Source organism: Streptomyces sp. 378 (assembly GCF_030124145.1).
GTDB lineage: Bacteria > Actinomycetota > Actinomycetes > Streptomycetales > Streptomycetaceae > Streptomyces.
Genome location: NZ_JASKMS010000007.1, coordinates 142,553 through 163,512 on the forward strand (window position 1 = coordinate 142,553; position 20,960 = coordinate 163,512).

Genomic DNA, 20,960 nt, shown 5'->3' on the forward strand with positions numbered 1-20,960 from the left:
AGGGGTTTCCGGGATCTTTACGGCGATCCGCCGCGGCCTGGAAGCCATTGTCAGTGCCGTGGTGTGCAATGGATCTCGTGCCCGCACTGGAAGAACCCCTGCGCCAACCGCTGAAGTCGGTGCTCGGCCCCGCCACCGCGAAGGTGATGGCCGAGCACCTCGGCCTGCTCACCGTCGGCGACCTCCTCCACCACTACCCGCGCAGATACGAGGAGCGTGGCCAGCTCACCCACCTCGCCGACCTTCCGATGGACGAGCACGTCACGGTGGTCGCGCAGGTCGCCGACGCCCGCCTGCACACCTTCGCCTCCGCCAAGGCCCCGCGCGGCAAGGGCCAGCGCCTGGAGGTCACGATCACGGACGGCAGCGGCCGGCTCCAACTGGTCTTCTTCGGCGCCGGAGTCCACAAGCCCCACAAGGAACTCCTGCCGGGCACCCGCGCGATGTTCGCCGGCAAGGTCTCCGTCTTCAACCGCCGCCTCCAACTCGCGCACCCGGCCTACGAGTTGCTGCGCGGTGACCCGGAGGAGTCCGTCGAGACCTGGGCGGGCGCCCTGATCCCGATCTACCCCGCCACCGCCAAGCTGGAGTCCTGGAAGATCGGCAAGGCGATCCAGACGGTCCTGCCCACCGCCCAGGAGGCCGTCGACCCGCTCCCCGACACCCTGCGTCAGGGCCGCGGCCTGGTGCCCCTCCCCGAGGCCCTCCTCAAGATCCACCGCCCGCACACCAAGGCGGACATCGAGGACGCCCGCTCCCGCCTCAAGTGGGACGAGGCCTTCGTCCTCCAGGTCGCCCTGGCCCGCCGCCGCCACGCGGACGCCCTACTCCCCGCCGTCCCCCGCAAGCCCGCCCCCGACGGCCTCCTCACCGCCTTCGACGCCCGCCTCCCCTTCACCCTCACCGACGGCCAGCAGCGCGTCTCCCGCGAGATTTTCGACGACCTGGCCACGAGCCATCCGATGCACCGGCTGTTGCAGGGGGAGGTCGGTTCGGGCAAGGCCCAGCCCCTCGACGCGCAGGTGCTCACGCCTTTGGGCTTCCGCCGCATGGGAGATCTGCGGGTGGGTGACGAGGTGGTGGTGCCGGACGGAGACATCGGGCTGATCGATGGCGTCTTCCCGCAGGGTGAGCGCGATGTGTGGCGCTTGGTCCTGTCCGACGGGAGTTCCGTCGAGTGCGACGACGAGCATCTCTGGATCGTCGGCACGAGCTGTGGTTGGCACCGTGGCCAGACTCCCAAGGTCATGACGACCCGGGAGATCCGTCTCGACACGTTCAAGGCCAACGGGTCCTCGAAGTGGTACATCCCGCCTGCGAAGCCGGTCGACCTCGGTCGCGACGCCGGGCTGCCCCTCGACCCTTATCTGATCGGGCTGCTGCTGGGAGATGGTTCATTCCGCCACAATCTCCGTCTTTCCACCATCGACGACGAGATCCGTGAGGCGGTGGCGGCGGCAGTGGCACCCGATTGCCTGCTGGTACCGGTGAAGGGCTCACACTGTGACTACACGATCCAGCTCAAGCAACGTGCCGGAGGTGTGCGCAACCCGGTGATCCAGGTCCTGCGCGAGTTGGGCCTCTGGGGAAGGACGTCCCACGACAAGTTCGTCCCTCCGGCTTTCAAGAACGCTTCGATCAAGGACCGTCTCGCCGTCCTGCAAGGGCTTCTGGACACGGACGGCACCGTCCAGGCCGATGGCATGAGCATCTCCCTCTGCTCGGCTTCACGCCGGCTCGCGGAGGACGTCGCATGGCTCGTGCGCTCTTTGGGTGGCCGGGCACGCGTGCTGCCGAAGAAGGCCGCGTACAACGTGCAGGTGTCCCTACCGGACGCGCACGCCCCGTTCCGGCTCACCCGCAAAGCCGAACGTGTATGCCCAAGGCCGAAGTACAACACGTTCCGGCGCGGCATCCGGGCGGTCGAGTACGTGGGGCGGAAGCCCGTCCAGTGCATCAGCGTCGCCCACCCCAGCCGTGCCTACGTCACGGACAACTTCACTGTCACCCACAACACCATGGTCGCGCTGCGCGCCATGCTCGCCGTGGTCGACGCGGGCGGCCAGGCCGCCATGCTCGCGCCCACCGAAGTGCTCGCTCAGCAGCATCACCGGTCCATCGTCGAGATGATGGGCGAGCTGGCCGAGGGCGGCATGCTGGGCGGGTCCGAGCAGGCCACGAAGGTGGTGCTGCTCACCGGTTCCATGGGGACGGCCGCCCGGCGGCACGCCCTGCTCGACCTCACCACCGGCGAGGCCGGCATCGTCATCGGCACGCACGCGCTGATCGAGGACAAGGTGCAGTTCCACGACCTGGGCCTGGTCGTGGTCGACGAACAGCACCGCTTCGGCGTCGAGCAGCGCGACGCCCTGCGCGGCAAGGGCAAACAGCCCCCGCACCTCCTGGTCATGACGGCCACCCCCATCCCGCGCACGGTCGCCATGACCGTCTTCGGCGATCTGGAGACCTCCGTCCTGGACCAGCTCCCAGCCGGACGCTCGCCGATCGCCAGCCATGTCGTCCCGGCCGCCGACAAGCCCCACTTCCTGTCCCGCGCGTGGGAGCGGGTCCGTGAGGAGGTGGAGAACGGCCATCAGGCCTATGTCGTCTGCCCCCGCATCGGCGACGAGGAGGACGACCCGAAGAAGGCCGGCCGGAAGAAGGCTCCGCAGCCCCCGGAGGACGCCGCGGAGAAGCGCCCGCCGCTCGCCGTCCTCGAGGTGGCCGACCAACTGTCCAAGGGCCCCCTCCAGGGCCTCCGGGTGGAGGTCCTGCACGGCAGGATGCACCCTGACGACAAGGACGCCGTCATGCGCCGCTTCGCCGCCGGCGAGACCCACGTCCTGGTCGCCACGACGGTCATCGAGGTCGGCGTCAACGTCCCCAACGCCACCGCCATGGTGATCATGGACGCCGACCGCTTCGGCGTTTCCCAGCTCCACCAGCTCCGCGGTCGCGTGGGCCGTGGGTCGGCCCCCGGCCTGTGCCTCCTGGTCACCGAGATGCCCGAGGCGAGCCCGGCACGCCAGCGCCTGGGCGCGGTCGCCGCCACCCTCGACGGCTTCGAACTGTCCCGCATCGACCTCGAACAACGCCGCGAGGGCGACGTCCTCGGCCAGGCCCAGTCGGGCGCCCGCACCTCCCTGAGGATGCTCGCGGTCATCGAGGACGAGGAGATCATCGCCGAGGCGAGGCAGGAGGCGACCGCGGTGGTGGCGGCCGACCCGGAGCTGACCGGCCTGCCCGGCCTGCGCACGGCGCTCGACGCCCTGCTGGACGAGGAGAGGGAGCAGTACCTGGACAAGGGGTGAGGGTGACCCACTCGCCTTCAGGGGCGCGGGGAACCGCGCGACCAACGACACTGATACGAAAGCCGCCCACGATCAAGGACCGAAAATGACCCGCGTGATCGCCGGCACAGCCGGCGGACGTCGACTCGCCGTGCCCCCGGGCACCGGCACCCGTCCCACCTCCGACCGCGCACGCGAAGGTCTCTTCTCCACCTGGCAGTCGCTCCTCGGCGGCCCCCTGGAAGGCGAACGCGTCCTCGACCTCTACGCCGGTTCGGGGGCCGTGGGCCTGGAGGCCCTGTCCCGGGGCGCCGGTCACGCCCTCCTCGTGGAGACCGACGCCAAAGCCGTCCGCACGCTCCGCGAGAACGTGAAGAGCCTCGGGCTCCCCGGTGCGGAGGTCAGACCAGGCAAAGCGGAACAGATCATCCGCACGCCACCCCCCGGTGACCCGTACGACCTCGTCTTCCTCGACCCGCCGTACGCCGTCCCGGACGACGATCTTCGGGAGATCCTCCTCACACTCCGCATGGAGGGCTGGCTCACCGGGGAAGCCCTCGTCACCGTGGAGCGCAGCACCAGAGGCGGTGCGTTCCGGTGGCCCGAGGGTTTCGAACCCCTCCGGGCCCGTCGCTACGGCGAGGGAACGTTTTGGTACGGTCGCGCCGCCTCTACGTGCGAAGACGCACGATGACCGGACCGGAGAGCGAGGGATCACAAGTGCGCCGCGCCGTCTGTCCCGGGTCGTTCGACCCGATCACCAACGGACACCTCGACATCATCTCCCGCGCCTCCAGGCTCTACGACGAGGTCTACGTCGCGGTGATGATCAACCAGGCCAAGAAGGGCCTGTTCGAGATCGAGGAGCGGATCGACCTGATCCGCCGGGTCACCACCGAGTACGGCAACGTCCGCGTGGAGGCATTCCACGGCCTGCTCGTCGACTTCTGCAAGCAGCGCGACATCCCCGCCATCGTCAAGGGCCTGCGCGCCGTCAGCGACTTCGACTACGAGCTGCAGATGGCCCAGATGAACAACGGCCTCTCGGGCGTGGAGACCCTCTTCATCCCCACCAACCCCACCTACAGCTTCCTGTCGTCCTCCCTGGTCAAGGAGGTCGCGACCTGGGGCGGTGACGTCTCCCACCTGGTCCCGGCGGAGGTCCTCCAGGAGCTCACCGAGCGCCTGCGGAAGGACTGAGGGCGCCCCGGCCCTCCCTCGGGGTCCTGACTGCCCGTCACCCGGTGTCCCGAGGCGGCCTCAGGGCCGTACAGTCGTCCCGTCCGTCTCCAACGCATCTGTAGAGAGTGGCGAGCACACGGTGGACGTGCAGAAGAAGCTCGACGAGATCGTCTCCGCGGTCTCCGGCGCCCGGTCCATGCCCATGTCGGCCTCATGCGTGGTCAACCGCGCCGACCTGCTCGCGATGCTGGAAGAGGTGCGCGCGGCCCTGCCCGACTCCCTCGCCCAGGCGCAGGAGCTGATCGGCGGCCGTGAGCAGATGGTCGAGCAGGCCCGCCAGGAGGCTCAGCGGATCATCGAGAGCGCGCACGCCGAGCGCGGTTCGTTGATCTCCGGCACCGAGATCGCCCGCCGCTCCCAGGCCGAGGCCGACCGGATCCTCGCCGAGGCCCGCCAGGAGGCCGAGGAGATCCGCGCCGAGGCCGACGAGTACGTCGACTCCAAGCTCGCCAACTTCGAGGTCGTCCTCACCAAGACCCTGGGCTCCGTCGGCCGTGGCCGCGAGAAGCTCCTGGGCACCGGCCCCGGCACCGACGAGCAGGGCTACGAGGACGAGGACGCCCCCGAGCGCAGCCACGACCCGGAGACCCAGCGCCGCAGCGCCGACGAGTACGTCGACGTCAAGCTCGGCGCCTTCGAGGCGGTCCTCGCCAAGACCCTGGAGGCGGTCGGCCGTGGCCGGCAGAAGCTGCACGGCCGGATCGCCACCGACGACCTCGGCGCCCTCGACACGAGCACCGTCCAGCACTCCAGCGACGCCGACTACCTCGCCGACCTGGCCGGACTCACGGAGAAGCCCCCGGCCGAGCGGCCCGCGCCGCAGGAGGACTACGCGCAGCCGCAGCCGGCGTACGGTTACCAGGACCAGCAGCAGGAGCCCGACCCGTACGCGGGTTACCCGCAGCAGGCCTACGCCGCGCAGCAGGACCAGTACGGCTACCCGCAGGCCGATCCCTACGCCTACCAGGGCTACGACCCCCAGCAGGCCGCCTACGACCCGCACCAGGCCCAGCAGGCCCAGCAACAGGCCCAGCAGCAGGCGCAGCAGGCCCAGCAGGGGTACGCCCTCGACGAGACCAGCCTCTTCGACACCGGCATGATCAGCGCCGAGCAGCTGCGCGCCTACGAGCAGGGCCGCGGCCAGGGCTGAGCACCGGATTGGGCCGACAGCGAATGGTCCAGTATCCTGGCTCTTCGGTCGCGCGTACGTCCGCGATCAAAGCTGCCCGGAACACCGAAGGGCGGCGGTTCCCCGAGTTTCACGGATCGAAAGCAGGAATGGCTCTGAACGCCCGCCTCGACCACCGCAACCCCCTCGTGTTCGACACACACGAGCTGGGCCGGCGGCCTGGTGCGCTGCAGCGCCTGACCCGCACGGTCGACGCCCCCAGCGACCTCGGTCTCAAGGGAGTCATCGGAGTGCCGGAAGGCGCCCCGGTGGAGCTCGAACTCCGCCTGGAGTCGGTCATGGAAGGGGTGCTCGTCACAGGCACCGCCCGTGCCGCGGCCGAAGGGGAGTGCGTAAGGTGTCTGGAGCCGCTCGAGCAGCAGCTCGAAGCGGATTTCCAGGAGATGTTCTCGTACCCTGACGCCGACGACCGGGGCCGCGTGATCGCGGAACCGGGCGACGACGCCGAGGACGACGAGGACATGCTCTTCCTCGAGGACGGCTTGTTCGACCTCGAGCCCGTGCTGCGTGATGCGGTGGTGCTCGCACTGCCGATGCAGCCGGTGTGCCGGGAAGACTGCCCCGGTCTGTGCGCCGAATGCGGCGCGCGGCTGGCGGACGACCCGGACCACCACCACGACGCCGTCGACATTCGTTGGGCGGCATTGCAGGGACTCGCCGGCACCATGAAGGACGGCGAGAAGGACGAGATGAGCGGCGCCGAAGCGGGCGTCGACGAGAAGCAGGAGAAGTAGCCGTGGCTGTTCCGAAGCGGAAGATGTCGCGCAGCAACACGCGCCACCGCCGGTCGCAGTGGAAGGCTGCGGTCCCCACCCTGGTTGCGTGCGAGCGCTGCCACGAGCCCAAGCTGCAGCACATCGCGTGCCCGTCGTGCGGCACCTACAACAAGCGCCAGGTCCTCGAGGTCTGAGCGGCTGGTGAGAGGCACTGTGTCCACGCCTAAGAACAAGTCTTCCCGTGTGAGCGGGAGTGCTCCGGCGGACAACAACCAGGCCTCGTCCCACACGCTTCTGGAAGGGCGGCTCGGCTACAAGCTCGAGTCCGCCCTTCTGGTGCGCGCACTGACCCACCGGTCGTACGCATACGAGAACGGCGGTCTGCCGACCAACGAGCGCCTGGAGTTCCTCGGGGACTCCGTCCTCGGCCTCGTGGTCACGGACACGCTGTACCGCACCCACCCCGACCTGCCGGAAGGCCAACTGGCCAAACTGCGGGCCGCGGTGGTCAACTCGCGTGCACTCGCCGAAGTGGGCCGCGGGCTCGACCTGGGCTCCTTCATCCGGCTCGGCCGGGGTGAAGAGGGCACGGGCGGCCGGGACAAGGCGTCCATCCTCGCCGACACCCTCGAAGCGGTGATCGGCGCGGTCTACCTCGACCAGGGCCTGGACTCGGCGGCGGAGCTCGTGCACCGCCTGTTCGATCCCCTGATCGAGAAGTCCTCGAATCTCGGAGCCGGCCTGGACTGGAAGACCAGTCTCCAGGAGCTCACCGCGACCGAGGGGCTCGGCGTTCCCGAGTACCTGGTCACGGAGACCGGACCCGACCACGAGAAGACCTTCACTGCTGCCGCCCGCGTCGGAGGCGTCTCGTACGGCACCGGCACCGGCCGCAGCAAGAAGGAGGCGGAGCAGCAAGCCGCCGAGTCCGCATGGCGGTCCATCCGGGCCGCGGCGGACGAGCGCGCCAAGGCGGCGAAAGCCGCGGAGGCGACGCAGGCGGCAGCCGCTCAGGCCGCCCACGAAGCCGTCGACGCCGCCGTCGACGGCTGACCCCGCCGCCCCGCACCGGGCGGCAGGTGTACAGCGCACCCGAGCGCCCGCCCCTGCCCGGGGCGGGCGCTCGCGTCATCCGCAGGCTTGTGACGGGGGACCCCATGCCCGAGTTGCCCGAGGTCGAGGTCGTACGGCGCGGTCTCGAGCGGTGGGTCGCCCACCGGACCGTCGCCGAGGCCGAGGTGCTGCACCCGCGCGCGGTGCGCCGCCACCTCGCGGGCGCCGACGACTTCGCGCACCGCCTGAAGGGCCACCGCATCGGCGTCCCCAGCCGTCGCGGCAAGTACCTGTGGCTGCCCCTGGAGGACACGGACCAGTCGATCCTCGCCCACCTCGGCATGAGCGGCCAGCTCCTGGTCCAGCCGCACACGGCCCCGGACGAGAAGCACCTGCGCATCCGGGTCCGTTTCACCGACGCCCTGGGCACCGAACTCCGCTTCGTAGACCAGCGGACCTTCGGCGGTCTGTCGCTGCACGAGAACACCCCCGAGGGCCTGCCCGACGTCATCGCGCACATCGCCCGCGACCCGCTCGACGAGCTCTTCGACGACGAGGCCTTTCACCAGGCGCTGCGCCGCAAGCGGACCACGATCAAGCGCGCCCTGCTCGACCAGTCGCTGATCAGCGGCGTCGGCAACATCTACGCGGACGAGGCGCTGTGGCGCGCCCGCATCCACTACGAGCGCCCGACCGCGACCTTCACCCGCCCGCGCACCCTGCTGCTCCTGGGCCATGTGCGGGACGTGATGAACGCCGCCCTCGCGGTGGGCGGCACCAGCTTCGACAGCCTGTACGTCAACGTCAACGGCGAGTCCGGCTACTTCGACCGGTCGCTCGACGCGTACGGCCGTGCGGGCCTGCCCTGCCGGCGCTGCGGCACGCCCATGCGGCGGCGGCCCTGGATGAACCGGTCGAGCTACTTCTGCCCGAGGTGCCAGCGGCCGCCGCGGGTCATGCCCTAGCGGAGTCGTACCGCTCGCGCGCGGCCAGGACGTCGTCCATGTTGCCCTCCACGAAGTGGATGAGGGCGAGCAGGCGTTCGGCCACGGCGCGTCCCAGCGGCGTCAGTTCGTAGTCCACGCGGGGCGGGTTCGTGGGCTGGGCCTCGCGGTGGACCAGCCCGTCGCGCTCCAGGGCGTGCAGGGTCTGGGACAGCATCTTCTCGCTCACCCCGTCGACGCGGCGGCGCAGCTCGTTGAAGCGCAGCGAGCCCTCGTACAGGGCGCCGAGCGTGAGGCCGCCCCAGCGGCCCGTGATGTGCTCCAGCGTGCCGCGCGACGGGCAGGCCTTGGCGAACACGTTGTACGGGAGGTCGTCGAGTCCTTCGGCGAGCTCCTGGGTGGTGGTCATATGCCCAGCCTACGCCAACACAGCGCTAACCAACAGGTTGCACTAACTAGAAGTTAGTGCTTCCCTTTGGTTGTTGTCAGCGACCTGCCTCTTTCAGGAGTTCTCACGTGACCACCCCCGTTGTCTCCCTCGCCTACCACTCCGGCTACGGCCACACCGTCGTGATCGCCGAGGCCGTCCGCGCCGGTGCCGTCGAGGCCGGTGCCGAGGTCCATCTGATCAAGGTCGACGAGATCACCGAGGAACAGTGGGCGATCCTCGACCGCTCGGACGTCATCGTGTTCGGATCGCCGACGTACATGGGCACCGCGTCCGGTGCCTTCCACACCTTCGCGGAGGCCACCTCCAAGCGCTGGGCCACTCAGGCCTGGAAGGACAAGCTGGCCGCGGGCTTCACCAACTCCGCGTCCAAGAGCGGCGACAAGCTGCACACCCTGCAGTACTTCCAGATCCTCGCCGCGCAGCTCGGCATGCACTGGGTCAGCCTCGGGCTGCTCCCGGGCTGGAACAGCAGCACCGGCTCCGAGCACGACCTGAACCGTCTCGGCGTCTTCCTGGGCGCAGCCGCTCAGACCAACGCCGACGAGGGCCCGGAGGCCGTCCACAAGGCCGACATCGCCACCGCCGAGCACCTGGGCCGCCGCGTGGCGGAGACGGCCGGCGTCTTCCTCAAGGGCCTGGCCGCCGCCTGAGCGTCGTCGCGGGACCTAGTAGCCGAAGTTCTGGGTCCACCAGGGGCCGCCCGAGCCGAGCTCGACTCCGACGCCCAGCGTCTTGAAGTCGCAGTTCAGTATGTTCGCGCGGTGGCCGGGGCTGTTCATCCAGGCGTCCATCACGGCCGCGGCGTCGGCCTGGCCGCGGGCGATGTTCTCACCGCCCAGGTTGGATATCCCGGCCTTCCCGGCCCGGTCCCAGGGCGTGCGCCCGTCCGGGTCGGTGTGGTCGAAGAAGCCCCGCGCGGCCATGTCCTCGCTGTAGCTCTGGGCCAGGTCGGTCAGGGCGCTGTTGGCGGCGACCGGGCTGCAGCCGACCTTGGCCCGCTCCTCGTTCACCAGGCTGAGGACCTGGGCCGCGGCGGCGGATTCGCCGGACAGGGCGGCGGAAGCGCTGGGCTTCCTCGGCGCCTTCGTGGCCGTGCGCGAGGGGGTGTCGTCCGGCTTCTCGCTCGGGGTGGCCGCCGGCTTCTTCTTCTCCGGAGTCTTCTCCCGCGACTTCTCCGGCTTCTCCGGCGTCTTCGTCGGCGCGGCCGACGACTTGGATGAGGACGGCGACGGCGAGCCGGACCGCTCGGCGTTCCGGCTGGTCGACGCCTCGTCGCGGCTTTCCGCGCTGCCGGAGGTGCCGCCCTGCTCGATCGGGGTGTTCGTCGGCGTGTCCCCGGCCTGCACCTTGTCGGCCCCGCTGTTGCCGCCGAGCTGGTAGTTCTCGAGGCCGGGCACGGCGCCCGTGGCGACCGCGACCGTGCCGAGGGCGACGGCGGCGGAGACACCGAGCAGTCCGGTGCGCACGGGCCGGGCGGTCTTCTTGGGGCGGCGGTGCGAACCCGCGCGCCGGGCGCCGCCGTCGGGCGCGAAGCCGTCGCTCGCGAACACGGCCGTGTCCTCGTGGCGGTCATCCGCGGCGGCCGCCTCCGCCCCGAACAGGTAGGCCTCGCTCCTCGCGTGGCTGTGGGCGTACGCCTCCGGGTTCAGATAGGGCGCGATGCCCATCGTCGGGGCGTCGTCCGTGCCGGAGTACAGCGGATCCTGGCCCTCCGCGAAGCCGTCGGCGTGGGTGGTTCCCGTGGCGCGGCCCGTGGCGGCGCGGCCGGCGTCGGAGCGTCGGTGGCGTCCCATGTCCTGGCCTTCCTCGTCCTGGCGGTCGACTCGTCCTCGAGATCAACACCAAACTCACTCGATCGTGTGAGTTTCATATGAGATTCGTTGAGGGGGGACGGTACCGCATGGCGCAAGGGGAGGAAGTGCCCGGAGGGAGAATGGGCGGTTAGGTTGCAGTCATGAGCGAGGATGTGCGATTGGTCGCCTGGGTACGCGGACGTGTCCAAGGTGTGGGTTTCCGCTGGTTCACGCGGGCCAAGGCGTTGGAGATCGGCGGCCTGAGTGGTTTTGCTCTCAATTTGGGCGACGGACGGGTCCAGGTGGTCGCCGAGGGCGGGCGCGAGGGCTGTGAAGGGCTGCTGGAGTGGCTCCGGAGTGACGACACGCCCGGCCGCGTGGACGGCGTCACCGAGATCTGGGACACACCTCGCGGCGGTTATGACGGCTTCGCCATCCGGTGATCACCCGCAGCGGACGGTTGCCGAGACCGCCCGTGAACGGCTCGCACACGACCGCCCCGGAGCGAAACTCCCTGGTGATTGCCAGAACCGCTTGCCTTGGCCCGCTCCACACGCAAGGATGATCGCCACGCCCCGAGGGCCCCGCAGAAGCCGCAGTACGGCCGTTCCAGGCCGCACGCGCCCGGGTCGCCCCCAATACGGGGCGTGATCGTGTTGACCGTCAAACTTTTTGGTGAGACGCTGAAAGCCCCGCGCACCTTAGCTGTTTGGCATGGCTGAACGGCAGTACAACTCCAGGCCCTGCCAAGACCGCGGGTGCGAATCCCTCACGACCCACACCGCAGCGGTCGGTCACGCATTGTGGAGGACCATCCATCATGGCAAAGGCGCTTCTCGGTTACGTCGGCGGCTCCGACCCGCGACTCCTCGCCGAGATGCGACGGCTCCAGCAGCGCGTCCAGGACCTGGAATCCGAGCTCGGACGAATCCAGGCCGAGAACGAAGCGCTGACGGCTGCCGCTTCTCACGACAGGATCATGGAGAGCGTTGACGCACACCAGGCGGAGCCTGCGCTCACCTGATCACTGCATCGCTCCACAACAGCACAGCAGTGGTTGGGCCGCCCGTCACAACCGCCTAGTTGTCAGAAGTGCAAGGGACGCCCTGTCGGCGTCCCTTCTTTCTTGCCCCCGCATCCTTTTACCGTCTTCAACGTCTGATGTGCCCTGCGTGTTCAACGGCGAAACCGCGGGTTCATGGAGTGAGACCGACCCGGGCGGTAGAGTCCGGCGGCGTGCACCTCAAGGCCCTGACCCTCCGCGGGTTCAAGTCGTTCGCCTCTGCGACCACCCTCCGGTTCGAGCCGGGGATCACGTGCGTCGTCGGACCGAACGGCTCGGGCAAGTCCAACGTCGTCGACGCGCTCAGCTGGGTCATGGGCGAGCAGGGCGCCAAGTCGCTGCGCGGCGGCAAGATGGAGGACGTCATCTTCGCCGGCACCACCGGCCGCCCCCCGCTGGGCCGTGCCGAGGTGTCCCTGACCATCGACAACTCCGACGGGGCCCTGCCCATCGAGTACGCCGAGGTCACCATCACGCGGATCATGTTCCGCAACGGCGGCAGCGAGTACCAGATCAACGGGGACACCTGCCGTCTCCTCGACATCCAGGAACTCCTCTCCGACTCCGGCATCGGCCGCGAGATGCACGTGATCGTCGGGCAGGGCCAGCTCGACTCCGTGCTGCACGCCGACCCCATGGGCCGCCGCGCCTTCATCGAGGAGGCCGCCGGGGTCCTCAAGCACCGCAAGCGCAAGGAGAAGGCGCTGCGGAAGCTGGACGCGATGCAGGCCAACCTCGCGCGTGTGCAGGACCTCACCGACGAACTCCGACGCCAGCTCAAGCCGCTCGGCCGCCAGGCCGCCGTCGCCCGCAGGGCCGCCGTCATCCAGGCCGACCTGCGCGACGCCCGCCTGCGCCTCCTCGCCGACGACCTCGTACGGCTCCGGGAAGCCCTGGACGCCGAGGTCGCCGACGAGGCCGCGCTGAAGGAGCGCAAGGAGTCCGCGGAGCAGGAGCTGCGCAAGGCGCTCCAGCGCGAGGCCCTGCTGGAGGACGAGGTCCGGCAGCTCACACCGCGCCTCCAGCGGGCCCAGCAGACCTGGTACGAGCTCTCCCAGCTCGCCGAACGGGTGCGCGGCACGATCTCGCTGGCCGACGCCCGGGTGAAGAGTGCCACCTCCGCGCCCCCCGAGGAGCGGCGCGGACGTGACCCCGAGGACATGGAGCGTGAGGCCGCTCGCATCCGTGAGCAGGAGGCCGAGCTGGAAGCGGCTCTGGAGGCGGCCGAACGCGCCCTGGAGGACACGGTCGCCCACCGCGCCGAGCTGGAACGCGCGCTCACCCAGGAGGAACGGCGTCTGAAGGACGCCGCCCGTGCCATCGCCGACCGGCGCGAGGGGCTGGCCCGGCTCGGCGGCCAGGTCAACGCCGCCCGCTCGCGCGCGGCCTCCGCCCAGGCCGAGATCGAACGCCTGGCCGCCACGCGCGACGAGGCGCAGGAACGTGCCGTCGCCGCCCAGGAGGAGTACGAGGCACTCAAGGCCGAGGTCGACGGCCTCGACGCCGGCGACGCGGAGCTCGCCGAGCTGCACGAGGCGGCGAAGCAGCGCCTGGCCGAGGCGGAGGCCGCCCTCACGGCAGCGCGCGAGGACGCCACGGCGGCCGAACGCAAGCGGGCCGCCACCCAGGCCCGTCACGAAACCCTGGCACTCGGTCTGCGCCGCAAGGACGGCACCGGGATACTGCTCGCGGCGAAGGACCGCCTCTCCGGCCTGCTCGGCCCGGCGGCGGAACTGCTCACGGTGACCCCGGGGCACGAGGTCGCCCTGGCCGCGGCGTTCGGGGCGGCGGCGGACGCCATCGCGGTGACGAGCCCGGCATCGGCGGCGGACGCGATCAGACTCCTGCGCAAACAGGACGGAGGCCGGGCGGCACTGCTCCTGGCGGGAGACGCTCACCCCGGAGGTGCGGCGGACCCCGACGGGCCCGCGGACGCCGGCCACCTCTTCGCCGCGGAACTGGTCCGCGGCCCTTCCGACCTCATGCCGGCCGTCCGCCGCCTCCTGCACGGCATCGTCGTCGTCGGCACCCTCGAAGACGCCGAAGACCTCGTCTACGCCCATCCAGGCCTCACCGCCGTCACCGCCGAGGGCGACCTCCTGGGCGCGCACTTCGCCCACGGCGGCTCGGCCGGCGCCCCCAGCCTCCTGGAGGTCCAGGCCTCCGTCGACGAGGCCGCCGCCGAGCTCGAAGAGCTGGCGGTCCGCTGCGAGGAGCTCACCGAGGCCCAGCACACGGCCGTCGAGCGGCGCGCGGAGTGTGCGGCGCGGGTCGAGGAACTGGGGGAGCGGCGCCGGGCCGCCGACCGGGAGAAGTCGTCCGTTGCCCAGCAGCTCGGCCGGCTCGCCGGACAGGCGCGCGGAGCGGCGGGAGAGGCCGAGCGGTCCGCCGCCGCCGCGGCCCGGGCGCAGGAGGCCCTCGACAGGGCGCTCCAGGAGGTGGAGGAACTCGCCGAGCGGCTCGCCGTCGCCGAGGAGATGCCGATCGAGGAGGAGCCCGACACCTCCGCACGGGACCGGCTCGCGGCCGATGGTGCCAACGCCCGCCAGACCGAGATGGAGGCACGCCTCCAGGTCCGTACGCACGAGGAACGTGTCAAGGGCCTGGCGGGCCGGGCCGACTCCCTGGACCGGGCCGCCCGTGCGGAGCGCGAGGCACGCGCGCGTGCCGAGCAGCGGCGGGCCCGGCTGCGGCACGAGGCGGCCGTCGCCGAGGCCGTCGGCTCGGGCGCCCGGCAGCTGCTCGCGCACATCGAGGTCTCCCTGGCCCGGGCCGACGAGGAGCGCACCGCCGCCGAGGCGGCCAAGGCCCGCCGGGAGCAGGAACTCGTCCGCGCCCGCACGGAGGGACGCGACCTCAAGGCCGAGCTCGACAAGTTGACGGATTCGGTCCACCGCGGCGAGGTACTCGGCGCCGAGAAGCGGCTGCGCATCGAGCAGCTGGAGACCAAGGCGCTGGAGGAGCTGGGTGTCGAACCGGCCGGACTGGTGGCGGAGTACGGGCCGCGCCAGCTCGTGCCGCCCTCGCCCCCCGCCGAGGGCGAGGAGCTGCCGGAGGACCCGGAGCACCCGCGCAACCGCCCCCGGCCGTATCTGCGGGCCGAGCAGGAGAAGCGTCTCAAGGCCGCCGAGCGGGCCTACCAGCAGCTCGGCAAGGTGAATCCGCTCGCCCTGGAGGAGTTCGCGGCGCTGGAGGAACGCCACCAGTTCCTCAGCGAGCAGCTCGAGGACCTGAAGAAGACGCGAGCGGACCTCCTGCAGGTGGTGAAAGAGGTCGACGAGCGTGTCGAGCAGGTCTTCACCGAGGCCTACCGCGACACGGCCCGGGAGTTCGAGGGCGTCTTCAGCCGGCTGTTCCCCGGTGGTGAGGGGCGGCTGGTGCTGACCGACCCCGGCAACATGCTCACCACGGGCGTGGACGTCGAGGCGCGGCCGCCGGGCAAGAAGGTCAAGCGGCTGTCCCTGCTCTCGGGCGGGGAGCGGTCGCTGACGGCGGTGGCGATGCTCGTGTCGATCTTCAAGGCGCGGCCCAGCCCGTTCTACGTCATGGACGAGGTCGAGGCCGCCCTCGACGACACCAACCTCCAGCGGCTCATCCGGATCATGCAGGAGCTCCAGGAAGCCTCCCAGCTGATCGTGATCACCCACCAGAAGCGCACGATGGAGGTCGCCGACGCGCTCTACGGCGTCTCCATGCAGGGCGACGGTGTGTCGAAGGTCATCAGCCAGCGCCTGCGCTAGATGTGTGGGCCGTACACCTGTCTCACCTGCGGCTCCGCGGTGGCTTCATTTCTTGAACACATACCTGACACACTCTTGCGCCTTTTTCACAGAGATCGACTATTGACTTCGAAACTTGAAGGCATAGTCTCGGCAACGTTCCTTTTACCTTCAGGTACCTTCAGGTGGCACCTCGAAGGGCTGATCCCCTCCGGCAGCGTTGCCGGTGGCCGAGGAGTACACGTGACCAGCACAGCGCAGGCATCCAAGTCAGGAGCCGGGACGGCTCACCCCGATCATCTCGGGCACGTCATCTTCATCGCCGCGGCGGCCGCCATGGGTGGTTTCCTCTTCGGCTACGACAGCTCCGTGATCAACGGTGCCGTCGAGGCCATCCGCGACCGTTACGACGTCGGCTCAGCAGCCCTGGCCCAGGTCATCGCCATCGCTCTCATCGGCTGCGCCATCGGCGCCGCCACCGCCGGCCGCATAGCCGACCGCATCGGCCGTATCCGGTGCATGCAGATCGCCGCGGTCCTCTTCACCGTCAGCGCCGTCGGCTCCGCGCTGCCCTTCGCGCTGTGGGACCTCGCCTTCTGGCGCGTCGTCGGCGGCTTCGCCATCGGCATGGCCTCCGTGATCGGCCCGGCCTACATCGCCGAGGTCGCCCCGCCCGCCTACCGCGGCCGGCTCGGCTCCTTCCAGCAGGCCGCGATCGTCATCGGCATCGCCGTCTCGCAGCTGGTCAACTGGGGTCTGCTGCACGCCGCCGACGGTGACCAGCGCGGCAAGCTGATGGGCTTGGAGGCCTGGCAGGTCATGCTCGGCGTCATGGTCGTCCCGGCCGTCCTCTACGGGCTGCTCTCCTTCGCCATCCCCGAGTCCCCGCGCTTCCTGATCTCCGTCGGCAAGCATGAGCGCGCCCGGGAGATCCTCGTCGAGGTCGAGGGCAAGGACGTGGACCTCGACGCCCGGGTCGCCGAGATCGAGGGCGCCATGAAGAGCGAGCACAGGTCGAGCTTCAAGGACCTGCTGGGCGGCAGCTTCTTCTTCAAGCCGATCGTCTGGATCGGTATCGGCCTGTCGGTCTTCCAGCAGTTCGTCGGCATCAACGTCGCCTTCTACTACTCCGCGACGCTGTGGCAGTCGGTGGGTGTCGACCCGACGGCCTCGTTCTTCTACTCCTTCACGACGTCGATCATCAACATCCTCGGCACCGTCATCGCGATGATCTTCGTCGACCGCATCGGACGCAGGCCGCTCGCGATCGTCGGCTCGGTCGGCATGGTCGTCGGCCTCGCGCTGGAGGCCTGGGCGTTCTCGTACCACCTCGTCGACGGCAAGCTGCCGGCCGCGCAGGGCTGGATCGCCCTGATCGCCGCGCACATCTTCGTCCTCTTCTTCGCCCTGTCCTGGGGTGTGGTCGTCTGGGTCATGCTCGGTGAGATGTTCCCGAACCGGATCCGTGCCGCCGCGCTGGGCGTGGCCGCCGCCGCCCAGTGGATCGCCAACTGGGCCATCACCGCGAGCTTCCCGTCACTGGCCGACTGGAACCTCTCCGCGACCTACGTGATCTACACCGCCTTCGCCGCGCTCTCGATCCCGTTCGTGCTGAAGTTCGTCAAGGAGACGAAGGGCAAGACCCTGGAGGAGATGGGCTGACCCGTTCCCCCGACTCGGGGAGAAGGGCCAAGTCCCCGCTGCCCCTCTCCCCGTAACCCGCCACCGCCCCGGTTCGGCCACTGCCCGAGCCGGGGCGGTGGTCCGTCGGGTCACCAGACGAGGACGCCGCCCCCGATCACCCCGGCGTGCAGGGCGGCCACCTCCAGATTGCGCAGGCGACGCACCAGCCCCTCCCGGTGATCGTCGCGCCCCCGCGGGCGGCGTGTGGTCGCGGCGACGGCATCGAGGTGATCACGCAGCAGCGTCACCTCGCGCAGGAACTCCGCCACGTCCCCGGCCTCGACCTCCAGGTCGTGGTCGGCGAGCACCGGCAGGAACCGGGCCCCCAGCGCGCGCACCGGCGGCGATCCCCACACCGTTTCGCGCCAGGACTCGAACCCGGCCGAGTCGTCGCGCCCCTCGGGGACGTCGAGTATCCGCCGTTGTCCGTCCGGTTCGCGCAGGAACACGTCGACCGAGAGACTCACGGCGTCAGTGCATCACCGGAGCATCCGGGCCGGCCACCGGATATCCGTGGGCGTCAGCTCCCCACCCGCGGCAGCACCTGCTCGCAGAAGAGCCGCAGACTGCGCCACCCCTCCTCCACCGGCATCCCGCCCGCCAGCGGATGCAGCACATAGGAGTCCAGTCCCAGCGCCACACACGCGTCCGGGGTGAGGATCCGGTAGACGCCCTCCGCGCGCAGGTCCTCCACGGTCGTGGCGGCCGACTTCACGGCGGAGCGCACCGCGCCCGACTGCCAGGAGGCGTACGTCCGCGCCTCGTGCAGGAAATGCCGGCCGTACCGCGCCCAGGCCCGGTCCGGATCCTCGGCCACGTGCAGCAGCGGAGTCTCGGCGGCGGGCATCATGACCCAGCCCTCGGTGCCGTACTCGACGAGCAGCTCCTTGTAGTACGTCTCCAGCTCCGGCAGATGCGCGCTCGGGAAGAAGGGCAGACCGAGCCGAGCGGCCCGGCGCGCGGCGGCCCTGGAGGAGCCGCCGACCAGGAGCAGCGGGTGCGGTTCGGTGAAGGGGCGCGGGGTGATGCGCACCGTGCGGCCCCGGTAGGAGAAGGGTTCGCCGGTCCACGCCTTCAGCAGGGTCTCCAGCAGCTCGTCCTGGAGCGCGCCGCGCCGGGCGAAGTCCACGCCGAACAGGTCGTACTCCTGCGGCCGGTACCCGATGCCGGCGACCGTCACCAGCCGGCCGTTGCTCAGCAGGTCCAGCACGGCCATCTCCTCGGCCAGCCGCAGCGGGTCGTGCAGCGGGCCGATGATCGCCGAAACGGTGACCGCGACGCGCCGGGTGGCGCCGAAGACGGCCCCCGCGAAGGCGAACGGCGACGGCAGCCAGTTGTTGTCCGCCCCGTGGTGCTCCTCCGTCTGCACCGTCGTGACGCCCCGGTCGTCGGCGTACGCGGCCATCTCCAGGGCCGCCCGGTACCGGGCGCCGAGCTCGGCGGGGCCGGCCCCGGGAGCGACGAGGTTGAAGCGTGCGACCGTGACGGGCATGGGGCGTCTCCCTCCGCCGGGCGGGTGTCCGGGGGACGTTAGCTGACGATGCGTCAGACATCCAGGGCTGTGGAGATCCGGCGGCCCGCGGCGTCCCGGGGCGGTGCGAGCAGGGTGACCCGGGGTCCCATGACTGATACTGGACGCGTTATGGACATCGTCATCCTTGCTGTAGTCATCGCCGTGGTCGTGCTCGGCGCGCTCGGCGGGCTCATCGTCGGCAGCCGGCGCAAGAAGCAGCTGCCCCCGCCCCCGCCCGCAGCGCCCGACATCACCGCCCCACCGGCCGAGCCGCACGTCGGCGAAGAGGCCGAGACGCCGCGGGAGGAACCGCGGCGCACGATAGAGGAGGTGGATCTCCCGGACGGCTCGGCTCCGGTCGTAGTCGAGGAGCCGCCCGCCGAAGCTCCCGCGATCGAGATCCCGGAACCGACCGCCGGCCGCCTGGTCCGGCTGCGGACCCGGCTCTCCCGCTCGCAGAACGCCCTCGGCAAGGGACTGCTCGTCCTGCTGTCGCGCGAGCACCTCGACGAGGACACCTGGGAGGAGATCGAGGACACGCTGCTCACCGCCGACGTCGGCGTGCAGCCCACCCAGGAGCTGGTCGAGCGGCTGCGCGAGCGGGTGAAGGTGCTCGGTACCCGCACCACCGAGGAACTGCGCACCCTGCTCCGCGAGGAACTGATCACGCTGGTCGGCCGTGACCTGGACCGCGCGGTCAAGACCGAGCCGGAGGACCGCAAGCCGGGCATCGTCATGGTCGTCGGTGTCAACGGCACCGGCAAGACCACCACCACCGGCAAGCTCGCCCGTGTCCTGGTGGCCGACGGCCAGAGCGTCGTCCTCGGGGCCGCCGACACCTTCCGGGCCGCCGCGGCCGACCAGCTGCAGACCTGGGGCGAGCGCGTCGGCGCCCATACCGTGCGCGGACCCGAGGGCGGCGACCCGGCCTCCGTGGCGTTCGACGCGGTCAAGGAGGGCAAGGAGATGGGTGCGAACGTCGTGCTCATCGACACCGCCGGCCGCCTGCACACCAAGACCGGGCTCATGGACGAGCTCGGCAAGGTCAAGCGGGTCGTGGAGAAGCAGGCCCCGGTCGACGAGGTGCTGCTCGTCCTGGACGCCACCACCGGCCAGAACGGCCTGGTCCAGGCGCGGGTCTTCTCCGAGGTCGTCAACATCACCGGCATCGTGCTCACCAAGCTCGACGGCACGGCCAAGGGCGGCATCGTGGTCGCGGTCCAGCGCGAGCTGGGCGTCCCGGTCAAGCTCATCGGGCTCGGCGAGGGCGCGGACGACCTGGCGCCGTTCGAGCCGGAGGCCTTCGTTGACGCCCTTATCGGGGAGTGACCTCCCCTCGGCCGTACCACGCGATCCGCGCGTCGCAAAGGCGCCCGTCCCCAGACGCGGTCGGGGACGGGCGCTTCGCTGTGTACGTTCGCGGCGTGGTCAGGCCCGCGACCGGTGGGCCACATACGCCAGGGTGCCCAGCACCAGGCGGGCCTCCGGCGGGTGGGACGCCGAGTCCAGGGCGGGGGAGCGCAGCCAGCGCACCGGGCCCAGACCGCCGCGGTCGGACGGCGGTGCCGTGATGTGCGTGCCGGGACCGAGGCCGCGCAGGTCGAGGGAGTCCGGGTCGTCCCAGCCCATGCGGTAGAGCAGGCCGGGCAGATCGGCGGCGGCGCCGGGGGCGACGAAGAAGTGCGCGCGGCCGTCCGGGGTCGCCGCGACCGGGCCGACAGGCAGGCCCATGCGCTCCAGCCGGGTCAGCGCACGGCAGCCGGCGGGCTCCGCCACCTCGATGACGTCGAACGCCCGGCCCACCGGCAGCATCACCGAGGCGCCGGGGAACTCGCCCCAGATCTCGGTCACGTCGTCCAGCGTGGCGCCGGCGGCGAGCATCGGCGCGAAGTCCAGCGGGTGCGCGCCCGGCGCCGGGCAGTCGCCCCGGCCGCAGGAACAGGCGCCCGCCGAGGCCCGGGCCCCCGGCACCACGTCCCAGCCCCACAGTCCTGTGTACTCGGCCACGGCCGTGCCGTCCGACGCGCGGCCGCGGCGGCGTGAGCCGGACCGGATGTCGCGCATGCCCCGGCTGATGCCGATCGTGAAGCCCATGCCCCCTCCAACGGGTCCGACGCACCGGTGGTTACGCTGCGGACGCGATGCGTGACTCTCCGTTTCCGCCTTCCCGGTGGCGGTCGGTTCATTCAGCGCCCGGATGCGTCCGGGGTGGCGCGCCCGGCGACGCGCGCCCCTGAGTGCGTCGCTGCACCCGCTCCCGGTTGTGCTGTGTCAAGTGAATCGCGCCCAGGCGTACAGGAGTTC

The 20,960-nt window shown here is 70.7% G+C and carries 19 protein-coding genes; 14 read left to right on the plus strand and 5 right to left on the minus strand.

What is annotated here, in order from left to right:
- Positions 1–68: 68 nt before the first annotated feature.
- The 8 genes from QNO09_RS12585 to mutM all read left to right on the plus strand — a co-directional run bounded on the left by QNO09_RS12585 (position 69) and on the right by mutM (position 8,455).
- Positions 69–3,311: a helicase-related protein gene (locus QNO09_RS12585; protein WP_283970215.1), complete on the plus strand. Its 3,243-nt coding sequence runs from the start codon at positions 69–71 to the stop codon at positions 3,309–3,311.
- 85 nt (positions 3,312–3,396) lie between these two features.
- Positions 3,397–3,984 (plus strand): 16S rRNA (guanine(966)-N(2))-methyltransferase RsmD, encoded by a 588-nt coding sequence (rsmD, locus tag QNO09_RS12590; RefSeq protein WP_283970216.1) that lies wholly within the window; start codon positions 3,397–3,399, stop codon positions 3,982–3,984.
- A 26-nt stretch (positions 3,985–4,010) separates the two neighbouring features.
- A complete protein-coding gene (gene coaD / locus QNO09_RS12595) occupies positions 4,011–4,490 on the plus strand; it encodes a pantetheine-phosphate adenylyltransferase (RefSeq protein ID WP_283970217.1) in 480 nt (159 codons plus the stop codon).
- Between the two features lie 121 nt (positions 4,491–4,611).
- Positions 4,612–5,682, plus strand: a complete 1,071-nt coding sequence (locus QNO09_RS12600) for a F0F1 ATP synthase subunit B (RefSeq protein WP_283970218.1) — start codon at positions 4,612–4,614, stop codon at positions 5,680–5,682.
- Between the two features lie 128 nt (positions 5,683–5,810).
- Positions 5,811–6,455 (plus strand): YceD family protein, encoded by a 645-nt coding sequence (locus QNO09_RS12605; RefSeq protein ID WP_283970219.1) that lies wholly within the window; start codon positions 5,811–5,813, stop codon positions 6,453–6,455.
- A gap of 2 nt (positions 6,456–6,457) precedes the next feature.
- Positions 6,458–6,631, plus strand: a complete 174-nt coding sequence (rpmF, locus tag QNO09_RS12610; RefSeq protein WP_007493396.1) for a 50S ribosomal protein L32 — start codon at positions 6,458–6,460, stop codon at positions 6,629–6,631.
- Between the two features lie 7 nt (positions 6,632–6,638).
- Positions 6,639–7,490 carry a ribonuclease III gene (gene rnc / locus QNO09_RS12615; protein WP_502962286.1) on the plus strand — a complete coding sequence of 284 codons (852 nt, stop codon included), beginning with the start codon at positions 6,639–6,641 and terminating at the stop codon, positions 7,488–7,490.
- A gap of 104 nt (positions 7,491–7,594) precedes the next feature.
- Positions 7,595–8,455: a bifunctional DNA-formamidopyrimidine glycosylase/DNA-(apurinic or apyrimidinic site) lyase gene (gene mutM / locus QNO09_RS12620; RefSeq protein ID WP_283970221.1), complete on the plus strand. Its 861-nt coding sequence runs from the start codon at positions 7,595–7,597 to the stop codon at positions 8,453–8,455.
- Here the strand turns inward: mutM and QNO09_RS12625 are convergent.
- On the minus strand, positions 8,445–8,843 hold the full coding sequence (locus QNO09_RS12625; protein WP_283970222.1) for a winged helix-turn-helix transcriptional regulator: 399 nt from the start codon (positions 8,841–8,843) through the stop codon (positions 8,445–8,447). The two genes, mutM and QNO09_RS12625, sit on opposite strands and share 11 nt — an antisense overlap.
- A 107-nt stretch (positions 8,844–8,950) precedes the next feature.
- Here QNO09_RS12625 and QNO09_RS12630 point away from each other — a divergent pair, with 107 nt between their 5' ends.
- A complete protein-coding gene (locus QNO09_RS12630; RefSeq protein ID WP_283970223.1) occupies positions 8,951–9,535 on the plus strand; it encodes a flavodoxin family protein in 585 nt (194 codons plus the stop codon).
- A 15-nt stretch (positions 9,536–9,550) separates the two neighbouring features.
- Here QNO09_RS12630 and QNO09_RS12635 read toward each other — a convergent pair whose 3' ends face one another.
- On the minus strand, positions 9,551–10,678 hold the full coding sequence (locus QNO09_RS12635) for a CAP domain-containing protein (protein ID WP_283970224.1): 1,128 nt from the start codon (positions 10,676–10,678) through the stop codon (positions 9,551–9,553).
- Between the two features lie 161 nt (positions 10,679–10,839).
- Here QNO09_RS12635 and QNO09_RS12640 point away from each other — a divergent pair, with 161 nt between their 5' ends.
- The 4 genes from QNO09_RS12640 to QNO09_RS12655 all read left to right on the plus strand — a co-directional run bounded on the left by QNO09_RS12640 (position 10,840) and on the right by QNO09_RS12655 (position 17,122).
- Positions 10,840–11,121 carry an acylphosphatase gene (locus QNO09_RS12640; RefSeq protein ID WP_283970225.1) on the plus strand — a complete coding sequence of 94 codons (282 nt, stop codon included), beginning with the start codon at positions 10,840–10,842 and terminating at the stop codon, positions 11,119–11,121.
- 377 nt (positions 11,122–11,498) lie between these two features.
- Positions 11,499–11,702, plus strand: coding sequence for a hypothetical protein (locus QNO09_RS12645; protein ID WP_030852030.1), 204 nt, complete (start codon positions 11,499–11,501; stop codon positions 11,700–11,702).
- A 212-nt stretch (positions 11,703–11,914) separates the two neighbouring features.
- Positions 11,915–15,481, plus strand: a complete 3,567-nt coding sequence (smc, locus tag QNO09_RS12650) for a chromosome segregation protein SMC (protein ID WP_283970226.1) — start codon at positions 11,915–11,917, stop codon at positions 15,479–15,481.
- 222 nt (positions 15,482–15,703) lie between these two features.
- Entirely contained in the window at positions 15,704–17,122 is a 1,419-nt protein-coding gene (locus QNO09_RS12655) for a sugar porter family MFS transporter (RefSeq protein WP_283970227.1), read from the plus strand.
- Between the two features lie 110 nt (positions 17,123–17,232).
- On the opposite strand, the gene QNO09_RS12660 is transcribed toward QNO09_RS12655, so the two are convergent.
- Entirely contained in the window at positions 17,233–17,610 is a 378-nt protein-coding gene (locus QNO09_RS12660) for a hypothetical protein (RefSeq protein ID WP_283970228.1), read from the minus strand.
- Positions 17,611–17,663: 53 nt separating this feature from the next.
- Positions 17,664–18,635: an LLM class flavin-dependent oxidoreductase gene (locus QNO09_RS12665; RefSeq protein ID WP_283970229.1), complete on the minus strand. Its 972-nt coding sequence runs from the start codon at positions 18,633–18,635 to the stop codon at positions 17,664–17,666.
- A gap of 150 nt (positions 18,636–18,785) precedes the next feature.
- Here QNO09_RS12665 and ftsY point away from each other — a divergent pair, with 150 nt between their 5' ends.
- Complete coding sequence (ftsY, locus tag QNO09_RS12670) at positions 18,786–19,985, plus strand: signal recognition particle-docking protein FtsY (RefSeq protein WP_283970230.1); 1,200 nt, start codon at positions 18,786–18,788, stop codon at positions 19,983–19,985.
- A gap of 99 nt (positions 19,986–20,084) precedes the next feature.
- Here the strand turns inward: ftsY and QNO09_RS12675 are convergent, their stop codons facing one another.
- The gene (locus QNO09_RS12675; protein ID WP_283970231.1) at positions 20,085–20,750 is read right to left on the minus strand and encodes a bifunctional DNA primase/polymerase; all 666 of its coding nucleotides are present in this window, start codon (positions 20,748–20,750) and stop codon (positions 20,085–20,087) included.
- Between the last annotated feature and the right edge of the window lie 210 nt (positions 20,751–20,960).

Coding starts and splice junctions, on each gene's coding strand:
- QNO09_RS12585 (WP_283970215.1), top strand. CDS start 69: ATGGATCTCGTGCCCGCACTGGAAGAACCCCTGCGCCAACCGCTGAAG.
- rsmD (WP_283970216.1), top strand. CDS start 3,397: ATGACCCGCGTGATCGCCGGCACAGCCGGCGGACGTCGACTCGCCGTG.
- QNO09_RS12605 (WP_283970219.1), top strand. CDS start 5,811: ATGGCTCTGAACGCCCGCCTCGACCACCGCAACCCCCTCGTGTTCGAC.
- mutM (WP_283970221.1), top strand. CDS start 7,595: ATGCCCGAGTTGCCCGAGGTCGAGGTCGTACGGCGCGGTCTCGAGCGG.
- QNO09_RS12625 (WP_283970222.1), bottom strand. CDS start 8,843: ATGACCACCACCCAGGAGCTCGCCGAAGGACTCGACGACCTCCCGTAC.
- QNO09_RS12635 (WP_283970224.1), bottom strand. CDS start 10,678: ATGGGACGCCACCGACGCTCCGACGCCGGCCGCGCCGCCACGGGCCGC.
- QNO09_RS12640 (WP_283970225.1), top strand. CDS start 10,840: ATGAGCGAGGATGTGCGATTGGTCGCCTGGGTACGCGGACGTGTCCAA.
- QNO09_RS12645 (WP_030852030.1), top strand. CDS start 11,499: ATGGCAAAGGCGCTTCTCGGTTACGTCGGCGGCTCCGACCCGCGACTC.
- QNO09_RS12665 (WP_283970229.1), bottom strand. CDS start 18,635: ATGCCCGTCACGGTCGCACGCTTCAACCTCGTCGCTCCCGGGGCCGGC.
- ftsY (WP_283970230.1), top strand. CDS start 18,786: ATGGACATCGTCATCCTTGCTGTAGTCATCGCCGTGGTCGTGCTCGGC.
- QNO09_RS12675 (WP_283970231.1), bottom strand. CDS start 20,750: ATGGGCTTCACGATCGGCATCAGCCGGGGCATGCGCGACATCCGGTCC.